Source organism: Brevibacterium sp. ZH18 (genome assembly GCF_022748595.1).
Lineage (GTDB): Bacteria > Actinomycetota > Actinomycetes > Actinomycetales > Brevibacteriaceae > Brevibacterium.
Map to the genome: position 1 here is coordinate 1 of NZ_JALDSX010000015.1, position 18,587 is coordinate 18,587.

The window sequence follows — 18,587 nt, forward strand, 5'->3', positions numbered from 1 at the left end:
CGATCACAAACTGTATTTGTGCTGGTCAGTCCCGGTGAAAACTGTTCTCGAAGAGTTCGTTTTCTGTGGGGCAACGAGATATAACTCTAGACCAGGCCTGGACTCCCGTGCAACTCGAAACCGGAAATCCTGGCGTGACGCCCGTCACCACGACCTACGTGGGGGCTTACTCCCCCGGAATGGCGGGGCTCACAGGCTGCGCTGGCCCCGCCAACCGGTGCAGACATGATCAGGCTCCGCGGTATCCGGGCATAGCGGTATCCGGGCATAGCGGTATCCGGGCATGAGGAGCAGATGCCGCAAAGCAGTGGCCCCATCCTGATGGCGGTCCAGCTCGTGGCGAGCCCACACGCCCCACATGCACCCATGCACCCACGACCGACATGCACCCCACGCACCCCACGCACACCGACGTCTTCGCTGTCACTAATAAGAAGCATTAATAGGAAGCACAGACACCGAGAGCGGGGCCTGTGTACGAAGTTCGGCCGCGTCAGCACCGTCCACTAGGGTGGAGCGCATGACCTCGGCACCCACAACCTCCCCGCTCGACGTCCTCCATGATGTCTTCGGCTATGACGAATTTCGGGGTCAACAACAAGCGGTCGTAGATCAGATTGTGGGCGGTGGTGACGCCGTTGTCCTCATGCCCACCGGCGGTGGAAAGTCCCTCTGCTATCAGATTCCGAGCCTCGTCAGGCCCGGCACCGGCATCGTGATCTCCCCGCTGATCGCACTCATGGCCGATCAGGTCGCGGCTCTGGACAACCTCGGTGTGCGAGCGGCCTACCTCAACTCAACTCTCGACTTCGAGGAAGCGCAGAACGTCGAACGCGCACTCCTCGCTGGTGAGCTCGATCTGCTCTACCTGGCACCTGAACGTCTCGTCCTGCCGCGCACAATGGCGCTGCTCGAGCGTGCACAGGTTGCTTTGTTTGCAATCGACGAAGCCCACTGTGTTTCACAGTGGGGCCACGATTTCCGCAGTGACTACCTGGGCCTGGGAGTGCTGGCCGAACGATTCCCCGATGTTCCACGCATCGCACTGACCGCCACGGCCACACCCGCCACTCACGCGGAACTCACCGAGCGTCTCCACCTGGGCGATGCCCAGCATTTCGTCGCCAGCTTCGACCGCCCGAACATCACTTATCGCATTGAACCGAAACAGTCTGGCCGCTCGCAGCTCATCAACTTCATCACCACAGAGCACGCTGGTGACTCGGGCATCGTCTATTGCCTGTCCCGTCGCGGTGTCGAACAGCTCGCCGAGGCGCTCGTGGCCAGGGGCATCAACGCTCTGCCCTATCACGCAGGACTGCCCTCCGAGGTGCGCGCCGACCACCAAGCTCGTTTCCTCCGCGAGGACGGCTTGGTCATGGTCGCGACGATCGCCTTCGGCATGGGCATCGACAAACCCGATGTCCGCTTCGTTGCCCACCTCGACCTTCCACGCAGCGTCGAAGGCTACTACCAGGAGACCGGTCGCGCCGGACGTGACGGGCTGCCTGCCGATGCGTGGATGGTCTACGGCCTCGGTGATGTCGTGTCCCAGCGTCGCCTCATCGAGTCAGGCGATGGCGATCGCACCTATCAACGCCGCGCGATGTCGCACCTCGACTCAATGCTGGCCCTGTGCGAGACCGTCGACTGCCGTCGCGTGCAGCTGCTGCGCTACTTCGACGAGGAATCGGGACCCTGCGGAAACTGCGACACCTGCATCACTCCCCCGGTGACCTGGGACGCAACTGTGGCCGTGCAGAAACTGCTCTCGGCAGTCATCCGACTCGACCGTGAACGGGGCCAGAGGTTCGGCTCGGGACAGGTCATCGATGTCCTGCGCGGCAATGACAACGAGCGCTCCCGCGCGGCCGATCACGAGAGTTTGAGCGTCTGGGGCATCGGCAGCGATCTCAGTGAAACCCAGTGGAAGACCGTGGTCCGTCAGGTGCTTACGCGCGGTCTGCTCGAATCCCATGGCGACTACGGCGTCCTCGTCGTCGGAGAGGCCGCTGGCCCCGTCCTGCGCAGCGAGGTCGAGATTTCGCTGCGTGTGGACCCCGTGAAGAAGTCGGGATCCAAAAAGGCAGGGACCAAACGCCGAGGCGGCCCCGAGATCGAACTCGGGACCGCGGACACAGCCCTGTTCGAAGCCCTGCGTTCCTGGCGTGCCGATCAGGCGAAAGAGCAGGGCGTCCCCGCCTACGTCGTCTTCCCCGATGCCACCTTGTATGGGATCGTCGAGGCCAAGCCAAGCACCATCGGCGAGCTCGGCCAAGTCAGCGGCGTGGGCCTGAAGAAGCTTGACCGCTATGGCCCCGGCGTCCTCGAGGTACTCGAGTCCAGCGCCGCCTGAGGCGCTTCGAGCCAGCCGCGAACGTTAGAGACTCAGTTCGTCGGAGGCTCAGTTCGTCTTTGTCACGGTGACGTCGATGGGTGTCGGGTTCGTGAAAATGTCGAAGACAGGGCAGTGGGCGTCGACGGTCTTCTGCAGCTCCTGGTAGGCCTCATCACTGTCGGGTCCCGTGATGTCCACGTTGACGCGGACTGCGGAGAGTCCGGGGCGCACCGTGTCGTCGGCGCCAAAGAGTCCCTGGACGTCAATGTCACCCTCTGCACTGACTTCGAGGTTCTCGATCGTCAGTCCCAGGTTGTGCGCGTAGAGCCGGTAGACGACGATCTGGCAGGAGATGAGGGCACCGAGTGCGTATTCCACCGGGTTCGGTGCCGCATCGTCACCGGCCAAAGGGCTCGGCTCGTCGACGGTGAAGGTGTGCTTTCCGGCCTTGATGACTGAAGAGACCGAGCCTTGGGCGCTGCCCTTGGCAGAGAAGACCAGCTGCGCGTTCTTCGGTGAGGCTGCGATCCGCTCGTTCCATGCCTGGCCTGCCGAGGCGAGGCGTGCGGCGCGATCCTCGGCGCTGATGGCTACGGTCGAGCCCGTGTTGGTGGTGGGTTCTGCACTGATCTCGGTTGCGGCAGTCATGGGGCGTCTCCTCGGTATGGGTGAAATTCGTTGACGTGACCCCAGACTAAGAACACCGGTCTGCCCCAAGAGGGCCGCTCGTCAGATACCGTCGCAGTCCGTCACACATACGAAATACAGCGACGCATATCGACACAACCCGATCCGCCTCAGCAAGGTGACCCCTCGTCGACAGACAGATCTGTCCCCCATCGGGGGACAAGAATCTCATACTTCTGGTGGACAACGGCGCTGATCAGCGACTTGTAGGGTCGAAATATGAAGGAATCCCCGCTGCACAGACGACTCGCGACCACGACCCTGCTCATCTCGGCAGGTACGGTCCTTGGCATCGGTGCTCTCGTGTTCGGGGCTGCCGTCATCATCGGTCTCAATGTTCCCGGAGCCCGGACCCATCTCGACGTCCTCATCATCGCTGCGTTACTCGTGCAGAGCGTGGGGACTCTGATTGCACTGACGTTCGTCCTACGCCGCCGCGGACACCGAATATCGGCCATCGGCTTCTCCCGCCCCTCTTGGCGTCTCCTCCATCTGCTGTGGCAGATTCCCACTGCAGTGATTGTGGTGCTCAGTGCGCAGCTCCTCGTTTTCGCGGTCACAGGCTCGGAACCCGTCAGTGACTCGTCGACCGACTCGATCGCGAGGAGCGCCGGCGCTGTCGGCGCGGTCCTGATGTTCGCAGCAGTCGCAATCATCACCCCGTTCTGGGAGGAACTGTTCTTCCGCGGCGTGATCTATGGCTATGTTCGTGACCGTCTCGGAGCAACGGGTGCGATCACGATCAGTGCGATCGTCTTCGCACTGTGCCACGGGGTGCCGATTCTTCTTCCCTATATGCTTGCGCTCGGCCTCTGCCTCGCACTGCTGCGGGCATTCCACGGGAATCTATGGGGGCCGCTTGGACTGCACATAGCGATCAATTCGACCGCGTCATTCTTCCTCCTGCAGGTCGTCTTCGGGTGAAGAGTTTCCCGTGGGACGCCGCATCTCACGGCCGGTGATGGCCGAACACGAGGCTGGTGTGGGTATGTGCGATCGTTGGATCCGAGAGATGTTCATCGATGAAGGCATTCAACCCCGTCGGATGGGCGGTGGCGACGTGGACAAGCAGGTCGCGCTCCCCCGAGACCTGGAAGACGTCGAGGGTCTCTGGAGCCCGGAGCAGTGCAGCGATGACGTCACTCATCTTCGACCGTCCGACCGGAGACATCCGCACCGAGATCATTCCGAACACGTGCAGACCGAGCGCTTCGAAGTCGATCTGGGCATGGAATCCTCTGATGATCCCCCGTGTCCTCAGGGCACTGACTCGCCCCGAGCACGTGGATGGGGCCAGCCCCACTCGGCCGGCGAGGTCCTTGTTGGAGATCCGGGCATCGGAACTGAGCTCGCGCAGGATCGCCAGGTCCACCTCGGCGAGGTGGGAATCGTTCGTTTCAGAACGATGATCGACGATCAATTCCGAATTCACCACAAGAACCACTCCCAGTTTCCGTCGTCTGTTCGGATTCCTACGATGATATCCGTGATCTGGGTAGTCTGTGAGGAGATCCGCCGCCACCAGCACCACCGGCCCCTGCCCTACCCGATGAAGGTGACCCATGACGATTCCCGCGCACAGCACCCCACGTGACCGCAAAGCCTGCGAGCGCCTCGATGCCGAGGATCCGCTGCGCAGCTTCAAGGACGAGTTCATCCTCCCGCCGAACACGATCTACCTCGACGGGAACTCACTCGGTGCCCGGACGAAGGGTGCGACCGAGCGTGCTCAAGAGGTCATCGAGGACGAATGGGGCACCGGCCTCATCCGCTCGTGGAACACTGCCGGGTGGTTCGATCTGCCGGCGACGCTGGGCGAGAAGGTTGCGAGCATCGTCGGCGGCGGGACCGGTAGCACCGTCGTCACAGACACCACCTCGATCAACCTGTTCAAAGCCGCGTCGGCTGCGCTGAAGATGCAGGCCGCGGATGCACCGGAGCGTCGCGTCATCCTCACTCAGCGGGAGAATTTCCCTTCCGACATCTACATGCTCCAGGGCTTGGCCGAGCAGCTGGGCGACGATTACGAGGTGCGTCTCGTCGATGACGCCGAGGTGACCGCTGGGTTCCCGAACTCGATGACCGACGAGGTGGCCCTGGTCGTGCTCACCCACGTGAACTACCGCACGGGCCGGCTTTTCGACATGGAATCGACCACCTCGGCGATCCATGCCGGTGGCGGACTGGTGATCTGGGACCTGTGCCATTCGGCAGGCGCCCTGGAGATCGACCTGGCCGGGTCGGGTGCGGACATGGCCATCGGGTGCACGTACAAGTTCCTCAACGGCGGGCCGGGCTCGCCCGCCTTCATCTGGGTCTCCGAGGCGCTGCAGAACCGTTTCACCCAGCCGCTCTCAGGCTGGTGGGGGCATGCAAAGCCCTTCGAGATGTCACCGGACTATGCTCCGGCCGACGGCATTCGCCGCTACCTGACGGGTACGCAGGGCGTCATCTCCATGTCGGTGGCCGAGCTGGGCCTCGATGTCTTCAACCGAGTCGACATGGCCGCGGTGCGGGCGAAGTCGCTTGCACTCTCGGACCTCTTCATCGACCTCGTCGAATCTCGCCTGGGCGATCATCCCGTCGAGATCGTCACCCCGAAAGAGCACGAGCATCGCGGCTCCCAGGTCTCGATCACCCATCCGGAGGGCTTCGCGATCATGAGCGCGCTCATCGAGCGTGGAATCATCGGCGACTACCGCGAGCCTGAAGTGCTGCGCTTCGGCCTGACCCCGCTCTACATCGGCTTCACCGATGTCTGGGACACCGTCGAGGCTCTGCGCGACATCCTCGACAACCGGATCTGGGACGCCCCTGCGCACAAGGTCCGCGGCGCGGTCACCTGAGCTGGGCGACCCAAAAATCGCGTCGGCAACCTTCCGGGCGGCGGGCAACCCCTCTACGGGTTGCCCAGCGCCGGAGAGGTTGCCCAAGTCCGCCGAGACCCCTCAGCCGAGGCGTCGCCCGCGTCCGGCTACCGCGTATGCTCCGATTCCCACAGCACCGATCGCCAGGACCGTGCCGCCGATTGTCACGGCCTGCGGGATCGTGGCGATCGTGCCGAGCACGCCGACGGTGACACCGGAGAAGGTCTGCATACCGGGGCCAAACGTTGCATAGGAGCCGATGACCCGTCCGCGGATCTCGGAGGGCGCTTCAAGCTGAATGATCGCCATCTCCGTCGCCTCGGCGGTGATCTTGCAGACCCCGGCGAGGACGAGGACGCTCAGCGCCAGCCACAGATGCGAGGTGAAGGCGAAGACGACCGAGCTCGCCCCCAAACCGGCCGCAGCGACCGCAGCCGCAGCAGGTGTCGGCCGCACCCACCCGGTGGCCTCGAGGAAGAACCCGCCGAGCACTCCGCCGGCACCCAGTGCGAAGAGCAGCAGCCCGTACGTGAAGTCGCTGTCGCCGCCTGGGCCGGAGAGGATGTCGCCGAAGACCGGCATCGCGGTCTGCAGGACTGCACCGATCGTGATCGAGGCGAGCGCCGCCAGGAGCAACATGCCGATGATCGACTTGTTGTGGCGAACCTCGGCGAGGACCTTAAGCGACTGCACCAGTGTGGTCCTGGCCGTGCGGACGCCGCCGCTGCGCGTGTGGCCGGTGAATGGTGTGCGAATGAGGAAGATGGTCAGCGGCAGGTAGAAGACGATGTTGATGAAGATGCCCCAGGTCGGGCCGAAGGCGAGCAGAAGTGCCGAACCGACGACGGGCCCGAACAGGATGCCGAGGCTGCGGAAGGTCGCATTCATCCGCACCGCGCTCGGCAGTTCTTCACGATCAACGAAGTCATGCAGCATCATCTGCTCGGCCGGTCCCCACAGACAGCCGGCCAGGCCGTGGATGACGAGCAGCACGCATGCCTGCCACAGCTGCAGGGAGTCGGTGAGGAACAGGATTCCCCAGCACAGGGACACGACCATGAACATGACCTGGCCGATTTGGATCAGGCGCCGGCAGTCGAATCGCTCGGCCAGGGATCCCGCGTAGACCGAGAGCAGGAGGAACGGCAGCCAGTGGCTGATGAGCTGGAAGCCCACGAGTGCCGGGGACTCGAACTTCTGCCACAGCACCCAGTAGGTGATGACGTGCTCGATGTTGTCGCCCATCATCGCCGTGCCCGAACCGATCAGATATGGTGCGGTCTTCCAACTCCGCAGCACCCCGAATCGGCGTGGATTCGGGGAACTCTCCGCAGCTTCGTCTCGACGCTCACTCACCCGACCTATTCTGGCATCACGTGCACATCTGCCCGGTCCGTTTCCGCACCGCGGAACCCGAACCTCACCCGCCGAGGCGGTTCTGCCCTTGATCGAGCATGTCCCCTTGGCGGAGAATTGAGGCGATCAAGGAGGATCACATGTCCACAGCTGCCGCTGCCGGAGACACAACGCTCGCATCCACTCGCCCGAGGACCGCGCTCATCGTCATCGACGTCCAGAACGGCGTCTTCGCCGAGTCCTGGCACGCCGGCGAGGTGATTGCAACGATCTCCGATCTCGTTCAGCGCGCCCGCGACACAGAGACCGAAGTCATCTGGGTCAGACACTCTTCAGGGGAACTGCCACCGGGTTCGCCGCAATGGCAGATCGTCGACGCGCTCACGCCGCAGAACGGTGAGGCGGTTGTCGAGAAGACCCATGGAAACACCTTCGAGGACACGAACTTCGAGGAGGTCCTCGCGGCCAAGGGCATCGGGCACCTCGTCGTCACCGGTGCGCAGTCCGACTCGTGCATCCGTTCGACGATCCACGGCGGATTCGCCCGCGGCTATGACGTCACCCTGGTCTCAGATGCTCACACGACCGAAGATCTCAGTGACTGGGGAGCCCCGCCACCGGACAAGGTGGTCTCTCACACGAATCTCTACTGGGGGTTCGAATCCGGGCCCGGACGAAGCGCCCGAGTGCAGGAATCAGCACAGGTCGACTTCACGGCACCGTGAGTCGCACCTGGTCCGCCCCGCTGTGGAGGTCCACCAACCCGACACGGACGCGGGCACCAGCGCAGAGACCAGGCGACTTCCATGGAATCCTGACATGATGAGTCCATGAGTGAGAACACACCGAGTGAGAACACGCGAAGCATCGAACTGACCAGGCTTGCCGAGAACCACTACCGGGCCACCGCGCCGAGCGGGGCGAGCATCGAATTCGGCCGCGGCGAGGGTCTGATGACACCTGTGGAGCTGCTGCTCGCGGCGGTCGCCGGGTGTTCCTCCATCGATGTCGACACCGTCACCAGCAGGCACACCGAGCCGACGCGCTTCGACGTCTCAGCCACGGCCGACAAGATCGACGAGGACGGTGCTTCCCGAGTGGACAACGTCCACCTCGACTTCGACCTCGCATTCCCTGATGACGAAGAAGGCCGTAAGGCCGATGCCCGTATCGAGAAGCTCGTCGGTCTTTCCCACGACAAGTACTGCACGGTCTCGCGCACCGTCGAGCAGGAGACGAAGGTCGACTTCACCATCCGTCGCGCCTGAGTTCATGACCAGCAGAGCCGTGCGGACTCGCGCTGCCACTCGTCGTCGCAGCTGAACCCACCGTCGCCGAGGCGGTGCCTCAGCTCTCGGCCAGACGTTCTCTCTCGACGTCGATGTCGAAGTCCGCAGCGGGCCACTGCGGATCGATGTCCTCGAGGGCGTTCAGCAGCAGCCGCTGCACGGCCAAGCGCGCGTACCATTTCCTGTTTCCGGGCACGATGTGCCAGGGAGCGGCTTTGGTCGAGGTGCGTTCGAACACCGTCTGGTAGGCCTTCATGTAGTCGGGCCACAGGAGTCGTTCGTCGACGTCACCCGGGTTGTACTTCCAGTACTTGTCGGGGCGGTCCAAGCGCTCCATGAGCCGGTCCTTCTGCTCATCCGGGGAGATGTGGAGCATGACTTTGACGATTCGCACCCCTGCCTCGGCGAGTTCTGCTTCGAAGTCGTTGATGGCCTCGTAACGGCGTTCGATCTCCTTCTCATCGGCCAGTTCACGGACTTTGCCGATGAGCACATCCTCGTAATGCGAACGGTCGAAGACACCGATCATCCCTGGGCCGGGCACCTTCGGCCGGATTCGCCAGAGGAAGTCATGGGACAGCTCTTCCTTCGTCGGCTTCTTGAACGCGGCAAGCTCGACGCCCTGCGGGTCGACCGCCCCGACGACGTGGCGCACGATACCGCCCTTGCCCGCCGTGTCCATGGCTTGGAGGACGAGGAGGACTGCCGGGCCCGCTTCGTCCTCGTGGTGGGCGGCGAAAAGACGTTCCTGCAGATCGTCGAGCTCACTGAAGCACTCTTTCAGGAACTTCTTCCCGGCCTTCTTCCCTCCGTCGTATCCGGGAGTCGATTCCGGATCGACCTTGTCGAGTCGAAATCCCTTGCCTGCTCGCAGGAGTGGTGCCGGGTCGTCTGTCCACGTCTGGGTCTTCGTTGCACTCATGGACTCATCTTTGCAGGCAGGAGAGCCAGCGTCTATATCTGCGATCGGTTCAGAGTCATCCGGACGTCGACAGGGCGGAACGCGGCCAGAGCGGCAAGAACTGCGAGGCCGGTGAGCGCAAGCACGAGACAGATCAGCAGTCCGATCAGGCTGGGTGGGCTGTCGAAGATCACCGCGCCGCCGAACATCAGTCCGCCTATGCCACCAAGGAAAGCCACTACTGTGACGATCGAGACCCACCCGATCCACGTGACCAGAGCCAGGGCCAGACTCGATATCCACGCCATACCCGCGACGAGGAAACAGAATACGAGCGTCATGGCCTGAGCATCAGTCGGGAGTTCAGCCGCCACCGTTCCCTCCGCCGCCTGGTCTCCCATGATGAAGGTCCAGGTGAAGGCCACGAGAAGTTCGATGAGCGCTGAGGTCGGGATCGCAAGAAGCACCAAGGACACCAGGCCCTCACGCCGCAGTCCGTGGTCATCGCGTTTGACGTCGACGAGGGAGAACAGGAACAGGAGCGCGGGCAGGCCCATCAGGAAGCCGGCGAAAGTCGCATCGGCGACGAGTGGAATGTCCGAGGTTTCGCTTGTGTCCATCAGGCCCGTGCGCGCGAGCGCCAGCACAATGGTGCAGAGTACGACGTAGATGCAGGTGCCGAAGATCAGCCGTTTGAAGTCATGGCCCCATGTGGGGGTGGCTGTCTCACCTGCGGTCACGTGGGACCTCACCGCGGCCGTACCGATCGCGCTCTTGCCTGTACTGTCGGGCGTATTCCACCCGTTCCGCCTCGGTCATCACCTGACCGGACCGGTCGAAGACTCTGCGCAGCGCCGCGACAAGCGAGAGCACGGCAAGCCCTCCGAGCGCCACGGCGGACCAGATGATGATGCTCGCCACGCTCGGCGAGCCGTCGAAGATCCGCACTCCCGCAATCATGAACAAGAAGATTGCGCCGAGGAAAGGCAGCAACAGCATCAGTGCCACCTTGTACCCACAGATCGCCATCGGCATCACGACAGTGGTGAACCACGCGGTAGCGGCGATGAGGAAGACGAAGACGAGAACGATGCTCATCGGGTCGGTTGTCATTTCAGCGGCAACGGAGCCTGGATAGGGTCCGTCGCCGAGTATGAACGGCCAGGTCATCACGGTGAGCGTCTCAAGGACACTGGCAGCGGGGATCCCGAGGAGCAGCAGGGGAATGAGTCCCTTCCGACGGAATCCATGGTCCGGACGCGAGAGCTCCATGAACATGAAGGGAAAGATGAGGGTCGGCAGTGTTGCCGCGATCCCTGCCCAGACACCGTCGGCTTCGACCTTTTCCCACCGCTTGCCGTACAGAAGTCCCGCGGACGACAGTCCGACGAGGATCGTCATGATGACGACCGCGATCACCGTTACGCCGATGATTCGGCCGAAGTCGCGTCGCCAGCTGGGCACTGACTCGTGTTCCCGTGTCTGTGCGGGGTACTGAGAACTCATGTTTTCATCGTGCCACAGCGGCTGAAGTCGCGCTCAGTCGGGCTTCCGGAACACCGAGGGCAATTTCTTCATCTTCTTCGGCGTCTCCCGGTATGACCACTGCCGCATCGGCTGCGGCACCCGCCACTGCAGCTTCCAGGCAACCATTCGGAACGCGAAGGCCAGGGTCGCGATGATCAGTGAGACCCCATTGTTGAGGATGCCCAACGAGTCGGCGACGAGCGCACCTCCAGCTCCGAAGAGTGCCGGAATGAGATAGAGGTCGGTGCCGGTGAAGATCGCCGGGTTCTCACTGGCCACTGCGTCGCGCATGAGCCCGCCGCCGCACGCCGTGAGCGCGCCCATGAGCAGAGCCGCCGGGTAGTTCGCACCCGCGCTGAGAGCGATCGTCGTGCCGGTGACGCTGAAGATCGCAAGACCGATCGCGTCGAAGGTCACGATCAGGATGCGGGCACGCGACACGTGCTTGCCGATGAGGTAGATGAGCAGCGTGGCGATGAGCGGTGGAGCCAGATAGATCGGCTGGCCGAGCGCGTTCGGGACTCGGTCGAGGAGGACATCCCGGATCATTCCTCCACCGATGCCCGTCATCAGCCCCAGAACCAGACCACCAGTGATGTCGAAGCCGCGTCTGGCAGCCAGGAGGACTCCCGAGACCGCGAAGACGAAGGTTCCGGCGAGGTCGAGCGCGAGAAACACTGCTTCTTGAATGTCCACGGTTGGGGCGTTCAGCTCAGCTCAGCTGGAAATTGTCAGGATTCTTGTACTCTTCGATCTCGATGCTCGGAGTGCCCTGTCCTTTGAGCAGCTTTGAGATCGGGCAGCGAGCATGTGCCCGAGCTGCGAACTTCTCCGCATCCTCCGAGGAAACTCCGTCGATGGAGAGATAGGCGCGAGGAACGAAATAGAATCCGCTGCTGCGCTCACCATGCAGATCGACCTCGACCCTTACTCGCGAGAGTGCTTCGACACCGTTGGCTGCAAGGACGACTTTGAGAGTCTCACCGAGGCATGTGCTCCAGGCCATGGCGAGGAATTGTTCCGGGTTGCTGCCCTGATCGGTGTGCGATGTCGGTGCCGTTGCCAGCGTCTTTCCGCCTTCGACGCGCACTTCGCCCGAGGTCCCGCCGAGGTTCTCGACCTTCGCGGTGTAGATGGGGGCGCCAGCGCTCTTCGGCTCGTCCGAGTCTCCGCTTGGCGCCTGCGGTTCGGCGTATCCTGGGTTCTCAGTCATTGCACCATGCTACGTCAGCGTGCCGACAAGTTCGCTGACAATTCTGTGAATGAGACGCAGTGCAGATGCGAACTTTCACCATCGCAATACCCATCTGAAATGCCGTCTGCTCCGAATATTCGGCATGAGAAGTCCATTCCGCACCGCCCTTGCCGGCATCGTCGCCACCCTCGTTCTATTCGGCTTTGCCGATCTCGTCGCCCGCGCGTTCGGGCCGCAATCCGCGCCCCTGCTGGCACTGGGGCAGGCAATCATCCCACTGGCACCGACGGGTCTCGTCAAACCTGTCATCGACCTCTTCGGGACGAACGACAAGCTGTTCCTGATCCTCAGCACCGGCGTCGCAGCGTTGGGGCTCGGAGGGCTCATCGGCTGGCTGGCTTCTCACCGGCTCCACTTGGCGACCGTGCTCATGTCCACGGCCGGGCTGGTTCCCATCATCGTCATTCTCATCCGCCCCGAGACCAGTGTCGTCGACATCATCCCGACGCTCATCGGGCTCGCCCTGGGCATGGCTGTCTTCCGTGTCCTGATCAGCTCCGGAACGAGCCGGACAGACACCCGAACGGCACCCGCAGCTCCCCGGAAGTTCCCTGCAGCGGCCCGGCCGGCCGGCGCACCCACACCCGGACCCTCCCCATCCGGCTCGGCCTCGAAACCGGACGCAGAGCCATCTCGTCGCCGATTCTTCGTCATCACCGGCGTCATCGGCGCTGCAGGAGCTGCAGCGGTGGCGGTCGGACAGACCGTGGCCGCATTGACTCTGGACGCCGGTGCGGCGGTGGCCAAACTGGTGCTGCCGAAACCGGCGATGACAGCACCCCCGATCCCCACCTCGGCGCATCCGGATGTCAAAGGTCTGACTCCGTTCATCACGGATCCGAAGGACTTCTACCGCATCGACACAGCACTTGCGCCTCCTGTCATCGATCCGCAGGAATGGTCATTGCGAATCCACGGGATGGTCGAGGAGGAAGTGACCCTGACCATGGACGATCTTCTCAACCTGCCCCTGGACGAGCACCACATCACGCTCACCTGCGTCTCCAATCCCGTCGGCGGTGACCTTGTCGGCAATGCCACCTGGTTGGGCTACCCCGTTCGGGACCTTCTGCGTCGCGCGAAGCCCCTCAAAGATGCGGACATGGTGCTCTCTCATTCCTTCGACGGGTTCTCGGCCTCGACTCCGATCGAAGCCCTGACCGATGACCGCGATTCCCTGCTGGCCGTGGGCATGAATGGCAGCCCACTTCCGCCCGAGCACGGTTTTCCGGCCCGACTCGTCGTTCCCGGTCTGTACGGATTCGTCTCCGCCACCAAATGGGTCACCGAACTCGAGGTCACGCGTTTCGACGAGAAGACGAGCTATTGGACCGATCGCGGCTGGGATGCCGAGGGCCCCATTCTCGTCGCCTCCAGAGTCGAAGTGCCCAAACCTCTGGGGAACGTCGCTGCTGGTGACTTGGCGGTTGCGGGCACAGCCTGGGCGCAGCGCAGCGGCATCAGGAGAGTCGATGTGAAGCTCGACGACGGTGAGTGGACGTCGGCCGATTTGGGCGACGAGGTCAATATCGACACGTGGCGCCAGTGGACGACCGAATTCGCGGACGTCGAAGCGGGATCACACACCGTCACCGTCCGCGCGATCGACAAGGACGGAAACGTCCAGACGCCCAAACGCAGGAAGTCCATCCCCAACACGGCCACCGGCCACCACCACATCCAGTTCCGGGTCGAATGAATTCAGGTCCGGTCGAATGATTTCAGGTCCGGTCGAATGTTTCTGAAGAAATTTCACGATTCACCCATCCAGAACCGCAGGGGCTGCGAATACCAGGTACACAGCGAGAAATGAAGAGAACTTCATCATTTGCAGCTGGTAAGCCACACAACCGACGCACCACTTCAATCAGGAGAAGAACCATGAAAACAATGCTTCGCTCACGCACCGCTTCCATCCTTGCCGCTGGCGCAATCGGACTCATGGCCCTGAGCGGCTGCTCGGATATGGGGTCCGACTCCAAGTCCGGCGGCGAGGACACCAAGTCCAGCGATACCGCCGAAAGCCCTGCCGCACCTGCAAAGTCCGATGACGCCATGGCCGGCGGAGATCTGTTCGGACCGGGTTGCGCTGCCTACGCCGAGGCAAATCCTGACGGCGGCGGATCCGTCGAGGGAATGGCACAGGATCCAGTCGCCACAGCAGCATCGAACAATCCGATGCTCAAGACCCTGGTCAAAGCCGTTTCGGGACAGCTCAACCCCGACGTCGACCTCGTCGACACTCTCAATGGCGACGAGTTCACCGTCATCGCCCCGACAGACGACGCCTTCGCGAAGATCCCCAAGGACGACCTGAATGCGCTGGCCAAGGATTCGGACATGCTGACGAAGGTTCTCACCTACCACGTCATCCCGGGACAGCTGTCCCCTGACGAGATCGTCGGTGAGCACGAAACCGTCGAAGGCTCGAAGGTCACAATCTCCGGCGAGGGCGACGACATGAAGTTCGACGATGCCGGCATCGTCTGCGGCGGAGTCAAGACCGCCAACGCCACCGTGTACATGGTCGACAGTGTGATGATGCCGAAGAAGTGACATCTGAGCTCCACAGTGCGGTGGCCAAGGACCGAATTCGACACCCCGGATCGGCCCCTGGCCACCACCTTTTTCACACGATGTCTGGACAGCTGAGAAACAGAAGCCAATCGAATGACATGATTGGTCAATGAGTTCAGATGATCCTTCGGCTCCAGGCCACGGCCCGCCGGGATACGATTCCCGGTTGCCAGCAGGCGCGACGGCCACCGCCGCAGATCCGAGCGGTGACCTTCTGCTCCGGATCGCTGTCGGCGACAGGGCCGCGTTTGAGGAGCTTTTCGAACTCCAGTCTCGGATCCTCATGGCTGTGATCCTGCGGATCGTGAGGAGCCGATCTCTCGCCGAGGAGGTGCTGCAGGAATGCTTCACCGAGGTGTGGACGCGGTGTTCGGGATTCGATCCCGAGCGCGGGACCGGCAGAGCGTGGATGATCACCTTATGTCGCAGGAGAGCCATCGACTGTGTGCGCAGTGTTCAGGCTCAGCAGGATCGAGACTTCGCTGACGGTCTGCGGTCCTCGGCCGAGGAACCCGAGCAGGTCGAACAGACCGTGATCGACAGGTCCGAGTCCGACCAGACTCTGACAGCGTTGAGGATGCTTCCCGAGGACCAGGCACGACCGATCGTCATGGCCTTCTACCAGGGGCTGACCCACAGTGAGATATCCGAGAATCTCAAGGTGCCCCTCGGTACCATCAAGTCACGGATCAGAGACGGAATGAAGAAGCTTCGAGAAGAGTTGGAGGCAAGCCGATGAGCACCGATCGTGACTATCTGGCTGCCGGTCTCGCCCTGGGCGGACTCAGCGACGCCGAGCTCACCGAGGCACAGAACCTTGCGGACACCGATGCGGACTTCCGCTCCGAGGTCGCGGCGTACTCCGACACCATGGCGCTCATGGCTGAATCCGACGCGGAGGCCGAATCGTCAGCCATGGATGCCCCTGAACCCATCAGCGCGGCCACCCGGAACGCAATCCTCTCGATCCCGAACACACATGTGCAAGAGGATGCGCCCGCGCAGCCACAGAGCTTGGATCAGGCTCGTACCGCACAGCAGCAGGCTCGAGCAGAGGAAACTACTCGCCTCAAGCCACCGTCTCAGCTTGCACCGGCAGCAGGCAATCAGTCGTCCTCAGACGCGCCGCCCCCTCCTGCTGACTTGGCTGAGCACCGCCGGAAGCGCCGCCCGTGGGTGACCTGGGCAGCCGCGGCTGCGGCGATAGTGATCCTGGCTGGAATCGGCGCGAATACCTGGCAGCTGCAGCAGAAACAGAACCATCTTGAGGAAGAACTCGCCTCGACCCAACAGCAGCTCGGCGACTCCACGCGACTCATGGGAGCTGGCGATCTGCAGACGGACACTGCCGATCTTCCCGACGGCGGCTCGGTCACTGTGGCCTGGTCCGAAAGCGAACAGCTCATCCGCTTCAGCCCTCAGGATGTCAGCGCGGCTCCGAACGGGAAGTCTCTGCAGATGTGGGTCATCGGCGACGACGGTCCTGAGAGCGTCGGTCTAATGACAGGCGAACCGGTGACCATCGCCGATGAGCCCTTCGCGAAGGGGAGCCTGTTCGGCATCACTGTGGAACCCGCGGGCGGATCTGCCCAACCGACCACCGATCCGATCGTGGCGATCAACCTGTAGGTACGGTACGTCTCACGAGCGGCGGTGGTCCCTCTGCTTCGAACACTTCCCGACGGCACATCACAGCGGTGGGTGGGACAGAGCGTGCCCGGTTGCCGCTTCGAATGCCCCGGCCACCTGCAGTACCAACGCATCGCCACCGACCGGACCGATAATCTGAATCCCCACCGGCAATCCGGTTGCGGAGAACCCCGCCGGTACGCTGATCGCAGGACATCCGGTTGCTGAGATCAAACTCGTGGCATGAATCCACCCCACGTAGTCAGTGACCGGTTTGCCGTTGAGCATCTCCGGATACTCGACCTCTGCCCGAAAGGGCTCCACTTGGCTCGTCGTCGTCACAAGGACGTCGTGACGCGAGAAATAGTCCTGCATTGCTGTCCACAATCGGGCGCGCGCTGCGTCGAGTGCGAAGAGATCTTCCACCTCCAGGTTCAGACCCGCTCTGATGTTGTTCCGCAGAGAACTCTTCATCTGCTCATAATGATTTTCGACGAGCCTGCCGTAGTTCGCGGCAAATTCATAAGCTCGAGCGATGCGAAACACCTCGGCCGCATCGCCCAGATCCGGTTCTTCGTCGCTCAGACGAGCACCCATCCCCAACAGAATCGGACCGGTCGCACTCACAACCGCGGCAACCTCGTCTTCGATTTCGATCCGCCCACCAAGGTCCGGAACGAATCCGATCACCTGCCCGGACAAGTCCGGATCCGCGTCGGGAGTCGAAAACCTGCTGGTCACGTGACGAGACATCGGCCCACGACGGTCAGGTCCGCTGCAGAGGTCCATGAGCAGAGCAACGTCAGCGACGTTTCGAGCCATGAACCCAGGTTGGCTCAGCCATTCCCAGGGGTTGCCCGGCGGAACGTGTGGAATCCACCCGTTGGACGGGCGCAACCCGACGATGTTGTTGAAGGACGCGGGCAGGCGCAATGATCCTCCCGTGTCTGAGCCGTCGCCTGCTGCCTGAATTCCGCTTGCGATCGCGGCGGCGACACCCCCTGACGAGCCTGATGCCGACCGATTGAGGTCGTAAGGGTTGCGAGTTGTCCCGAAAAGAGGATTTACGGTGTGGGCCCCAGCGGCGAATTCCGGCACGTTCGTCTTACCCGTGCTGATCACGCCTGCCGTTTTCAATCTGGCAATGATCAGTGCATCACGGCTCGGCACATTGTCGGCAAAGATCGGAGATCCGAAGGTGGTCCGCATTCCTGCGGTCTCGTGGATGTCCTTGTGCGTCATGGGGATCCCTGACAGCGGAGGCAGGTCCCGCCCGCGGGATCTGAGGTCATCGACGGCTTTCGCCGAGTCGAGTGCTCTTTGAGCATCGACGGTGACTACAGCGTTGACCAGAGGATTGATCTCCTCAATTCTCTGCAGGTGCGCCTCGACGAGATCTCGAGAACTCAGCTCTCGTGCCCCGAGTGCGCCCTTCAACTCCCCAACAGACATCCACCGGATGTCTGTCTCTGTCCATCTCTGCACTATCTGCGGCCGGCCAGAAGACCCACGCAGACGCCGAGCAGAGCCGCGCCGGCCCCCACAGCTGCCCCGGCGAAGAACTCATTGCCTCGAATCGCGGCGCCCTGCGCCATTCCACCTGAGGCAACGACCGATGGTGCAGGAAGTCCGAGCAGTTCGGGGGCAGCGGCCGAGACCGCGCTCCGCGATTCAGAAACCGCGCCTGTTCCTGCACCAGCAGGTTCTTCAACTCCGTTGTGGATCGCATGGTCAATATCTTTGAAGAATTTCGTCGCGATGCGTTTGGCCACTCCGCCGAGCATCCGCTGACCCACTCCGCCGATCGCCCCGCCCAGCACGGCATCAGCTTCCCACGTGACTTCTGTTCCCCCTGCATCACCTGGTGCCAGCGACACCGCGATATCGGCGCCGATGGTGCCTGGCCCGCCTGAGCCTTTGGCCGTGAGCACAAACGAGGTCGGCGGCTGCTCCTGAGAGAACTCCACTGACCCCTTGTAGGTGCCCTTGATAGCGGCCACCCCCATGGTCAGAACCACGCTGTAGATCCCGTCACCGACCGGGGAGAAGCTCTCCACTCCTGGAATGGTGGCGGCCAGAATCCGAGCATCGTGGAACGCCGCATAGGCGGTGTCGGGATCGGCTGTCATCTGGGCTACGGAAGAGATACGCATGAGTTGCT

At 62.7% G+C, this 18,587-nt stretch carries 19 protein-coding genes; 9 read left to right on the forward strand and 10 right to left on the reverse strand.

What is annotated here, in order from left to right; translation table 11 throughout:
• Nucleotides 1-520 precede the first annotated feature (520 nt).
• Nucleotides 521-2,356, forward strand: coding sequence for a DNA helicase RecQ (gene recQ / locus MPN20_RS07660; RefSeq protein ID WP_242780913.1), 1,836 nt, complete (start codon nucleotides 521-523; stop codon nucleotides 2,354-2,356).
• A 48-nt stretch (nucleotides 2,357-2,404) separates the two neighbouring features.
• On the opposite strand, the gene MPN20_RS07665 is transcribed toward recQ, so the two are convergent.
• Nucleotides 2,405-2,986 (reverse strand): OsmC family protein, encoded by a 582-nt coding sequence (locus MPN20_RS07665; protein WP_242780914.1) that lies wholly within the window; start codon nucleotides 2,984-2,986, stop codon nucleotides 2,405-2,407.
• A 258-nt stretch (nucleotides 2,987-3,244) separates the two neighbouring features.
• Here MPN20_RS07665 and MPN20_RS07670 point away from each other — a divergent pair, with 258 nt between their 5' ends.
• Nucleotides 3,245-3,949 carry a type II CAAX endopeptidase family protein gene (locus MPN20_RS07670; RefSeq protein WP_242780915.1) on the forward strand — a complete coding sequence of 235 codons (705 nt, stop codon included), beginning with the start codon at nucleotides 3,245-3,247 and terminating at the stop codon, nucleotides 3,947-3,949.
• A gap of 25 nt (nucleotides 3,950-3,974) precedes the next feature.
• Here MPN20_RS07670 and MPN20_RS07675 read toward each other — a convergent pair whose 3' ends face one another.
• Nucleotides 3,975-4,457, reverse strand: coding sequence for an Lrp/AsnC family transcriptional regulator (locus MPN20_RS07675; protein ID WP_242780916.1), 483 nt, complete (start codon nucleotides 4,455-4,457; stop codon nucleotides 3,975-3,977).
• A gap of 130 nt (nucleotides 4,458-4,587) precedes the next feature.
• Here MPN20_RS07675 and kynU point away from each other — a divergent pair, with 130 nt between their 5' ends.
• Nucleotides 4,588-5,871, forward strand: coding sequence for a kynureninase (gene kynU / locus MPN20_RS07680; protein WP_242780917.1), 1,284 nt, complete (start codon nucleotides 4,588-4,590; stop codon nucleotides 5,869-5,871).
• A 102-nt stretch (nucleotides 5,872-5,973) separates the two neighbouring features.
• On the opposite strand, the gene MPN20_RS07685 is transcribed toward kynU, so the two are convergent.
• On the reverse strand, nucleotides 5,974-7,248 hold the full coding sequence (locus tag MPN20_RS07685) for an MFS transporter (RefSeq protein ID WP_242780918.1): 1,275 nt from the start codon (nucleotides 7,246-7,248) through the stop codon (nucleotides 5,974-5,976).
• A 140-nt stretch (nucleotides 7,249-7,388) separates the two neighbouring features.
• Here MPN20_RS07685 and MPN20_RS07690 point away from each other — a divergent pair, with 140 nt between their 5' ends.
• Both MPN20_RS07690 and MPN20_RS07695 read left to right on the forward strand, forming a co-directional pair.
• Nucleotides 7,389-7,973: a cysteine hydrolase family protein gene (locus tag MPN20_RS07690; protein WP_242780919.1), complete on the forward strand. Its 585-nt coding sequence runs from the start codon at nucleotides 7,389-7,391 to the stop codon at nucleotides 7,971-7,973.
• 105 nt (nucleotides 7,974-8,078) lie between these two features.
• Nucleotides 8,079-8,516, forward strand: a complete 438-nt coding sequence (locus tag MPN20_RS07695; RefSeq protein ID WP_242780920.1) for an OsmC family protein — start codon at nucleotides 8,079-8,081, stop codon at nucleotides 8,514-8,516.
• A gap of 79 nt (nucleotides 8,517-8,595) precedes the next feature.
• Here the strand turns inward: MPN20_RS07695 and MPN20_RS07700 are convergent, their stop codons facing one another.
• The 5 genes from MPN20_RS07700 to MPN20_RS07720 are packed head-to-tail and all read right to left on the reverse strand — an operon-like array spanning nucleotide 8,596 to nucleotide 12,178.
• The gene (locus tag MPN20_RS07700) at nucleotides 8,596-9,459 is read right to left on the reverse strand and encodes a polyphosphate kinase 2 family protein (RefSeq protein ID WP_242780921.1); all 864 of its coding nucleotides are present in this window, start codon (nucleotides 9,457-9,459) and stop codon (nucleotides 8,596-8,598) included.
• 32 nt (nucleotides 9,460-9,491) lie between these two features.
• Nucleotides 9,492-10,178 carry a hypothetical protein gene (locus MPN20_RS07705; protein ID WP_242780922.1) on the reverse strand — a complete coding sequence of 229 codons (687 nt, stop codon included), beginning with the start codon at nucleotides 10,176-10,178 and terminating at the stop codon, nucleotides 9,492-9,494.
• Nucleotides 10,165-10,944, reverse strand: coding sequence for a hypothetical protein (locus MPN20_RS07710; RefSeq protein WP_242780923.1), 780 nt, complete (start codon nucleotides 10,942-10,944; stop codon nucleotides 10,165-10,167). The genes MPN20_RS07705 and MPN20_RS07710 overlap by 14 nt, the downstream gene beginning before the upstream one ends.
• A 33-nt stretch (nucleotides 10,945-10,977) precedes the next feature.
• Nucleotides 10,978-11,661: a trimeric intracellular cation channel family protein gene (locus MPN20_RS07715; protein ID WP_242780924.1), complete on the reverse strand. Its 684-nt coding sequence runs from the start codon at nucleotides 11,659-11,661 to the stop codon at nucleotides 10,978-10,980.
• A 16-nt stretch (nucleotides 11,662-11,677) separates the two neighbouring features.
• Complete coding sequence (locus MPN20_RS07720; RefSeq protein ID WP_242780925.1) at nucleotides 11,678-12,178, reverse strand: OsmC family protein; 501 nt, start codon at nucleotides 12,176-12,178, stop codon at nucleotides 11,678-11,680.
• A 124-nt stretch (nucleotides 12,179-12,302) separates the two neighbouring features.
• Here MPN20_RS07720 and MPN20_RS07725 point away from each other — a divergent pair, with 124 nt between their 5' ends.
• The 4 genes from MPN20_RS07725 to MPN20_RS07740 all read left to right on the forward strand — a co-directional run bounded on the left by MPN20_RS07725 (nucleotide 12,303) and on the right by MPN20_RS07740 (nucleotide 16,426).
• Nucleotides 12,303-13,919: a molybdopterin-dependent oxidoreductase gene (locus MPN20_RS07725; RefSeq protein WP_242780926.1), complete on the forward strand. Its 1,617-nt coding sequence runs from the start codon at nucleotides 12,303-12,305 to the stop codon at nucleotides 13,917-13,919.
• A 182-nt stretch (nucleotides 13,920-14,101) separates the two neighbouring features.
• Complete coding sequence (locus MPN20_RS07730; protein ID WP_242780927.1) at nucleotides 14,102-14,776, forward strand: fasciclin domain-containing protein; 675 nt, start codon at nucleotides 14,102-14,104, stop codon at nucleotides 14,774-14,776.
• 130 nt (nucleotides 14,777-14,906) lie between these two features.
• On the forward strand, nucleotides 14,907-15,536 hold the full coding sequence (locus MPN20_RS07735) for a sigma-70 family RNA polymerase sigma factor (RefSeq protein WP_242780928.1): 630 nt from the start codon (nucleotides 14,907-14,909) through the stop codon (nucleotides 15,534-15,536).
• Nucleotides 15,533-16,426: an anti-sigma factor gene (locus MPN20_RS07740; RefSeq protein ID WP_242780929.1), complete on the forward strand. Its 894-nt coding sequence runs from the start codon at nucleotides 15,533-15,535 to the stop codon at nucleotides 16,424-16,426. The genes MPN20_RS07735 and MPN20_RS07740 overlap by 4 nt, the downstream gene beginning before the upstream one ends.
• A gap of 60 nt (nucleotides 16,427-16,486) precedes the next feature.
• Here the strand turns inward: MPN20_RS07740 and MPN20_RS07745 are convergent, their stop codons facing one another.
• Together MPN20_RS07745 and MPN20_RS07750 are read right to left on the reverse strand one after the other, a co-directional pair.
• Complete coding sequence (locus tag MPN20_RS07745) at nucleotides 16,487-17,863, reverse strand: amidase family protein (protein ID WP_242780930.1); 1,377 nt, start codon at nucleotides 17,861-17,863, stop codon at nucleotides 16,487-16,489.
• Between the two features lie 47 nt (nucleotides 17,864-17,910).
• Nucleotides 17,911-18,579 (reverse strand): carbon monoxide dehydrogenase subunit G, encoded by a 669-nt coding sequence (locus tag MPN20_RS07750; RefSeq protein ID WP_242780931.1) that lies wholly within the window; start codon nucleotides 18,577-18,579, stop codon nucleotides 17,911-17,913.
• Nucleotides 18,580-18,587: the final 8 nt, after the last annotated feature.

Bases quoted from the DNA above. Each gene is read 5' to 3' on its own strand.
- recQ (WP_242780913.1), top strand. From the start codon at position 521: ATGACCTCGGCACCCACAACCTCCCCGCTCGACGTCCTCCATGATGTC.
- MPN20_RS07665 (WP_242780914.1), bottom strand. From the start codon at position 2,986: ATGACTGCCGCAACCGAGATCAGTGCAGAACCCACCACCAACACGGGC.
- MPN20_RS07670 (WP_242780915.1), top strand. From the start codon at position 3,245: ATGAAGGAATCCCCGCTGCACAGACGACTCGCGACCACGACCCTGCTC.
- kynU (WP_242780917.1), top strand. From the start codon at position 4,588: ATGACGATTCCCGCGCACAGCACCCCACGTGACCGCAAAGCCTGCGAG.
- MPN20_RS07690 (WP_242780919.1), top strand. From the start codon at position 7,389: ATGTCCACAGCTGCCGCTGCCGGAGACACAACGCTCGCATCCACTCGC.
- MPN20_RS07695 (WP_242780920.1), top strand. From the start codon at position 8,079: ATGAGTGAGAACACACCGAGTGAGAACACGCGAAGCATCGAACTGACC.
- MPN20_RS07700 (WP_242780921.1), bottom strand. From the start codon at position 9,459: ATGAGTGCAACGAAGACCCAGACGTGGACAGACGACCCGGCACCACTC.
- MPN20_RS07710 (WP_242780923.1), bottom strand. From the start codon at position 10,944: ATGAGTTCTCAGTACCCCGCACAGACACGGGAACACGAGTCAGTGCCC.
- MPN20_RS07720 (WP_242780925.1), bottom strand. From the start codon at position 12,178: ATGACTGAGAACCCAGGATACGCCGAACCGCAGGCGCCAAGCGGAGAC.
- MPN20_RS07725 (WP_242780926.1), top strand. From the start codon at position 12,303: ATGAGAAGTCCATTCCGCACCGCCCTTGCCGGCATCGTCGCCACCCTC.
- MPN20_RS07730 (WP_242780927.1), top strand. From the start codon at position 14,102: ATGAAAACAATGCTTCGCTCACGCACCGCTTCCATCCTTGCCGCTGGC.
- MPN20_RS07735 (WP_242780928.1), top strand. From the start codon at position 14,907: ATGAGTTCAGATGATCCTTCGGCTCCAGGCCACGGCCCGCCGGGATAC.
- MPN20_RS07740 (WP_242780929.1), top strand. From the start codon at position 15,533: ATGAGCACCGATCGTGACTATCTGGCTGCCGGTCTCGCCCTGGGCGGA.
- MPN20_RS07750 (WP_242780931.1), bottom strand. From the start codon at position 18,579: ATGCGTATCTCTTCCGTAGCCCAGATGACAGCCGATCCCGACACCGCC.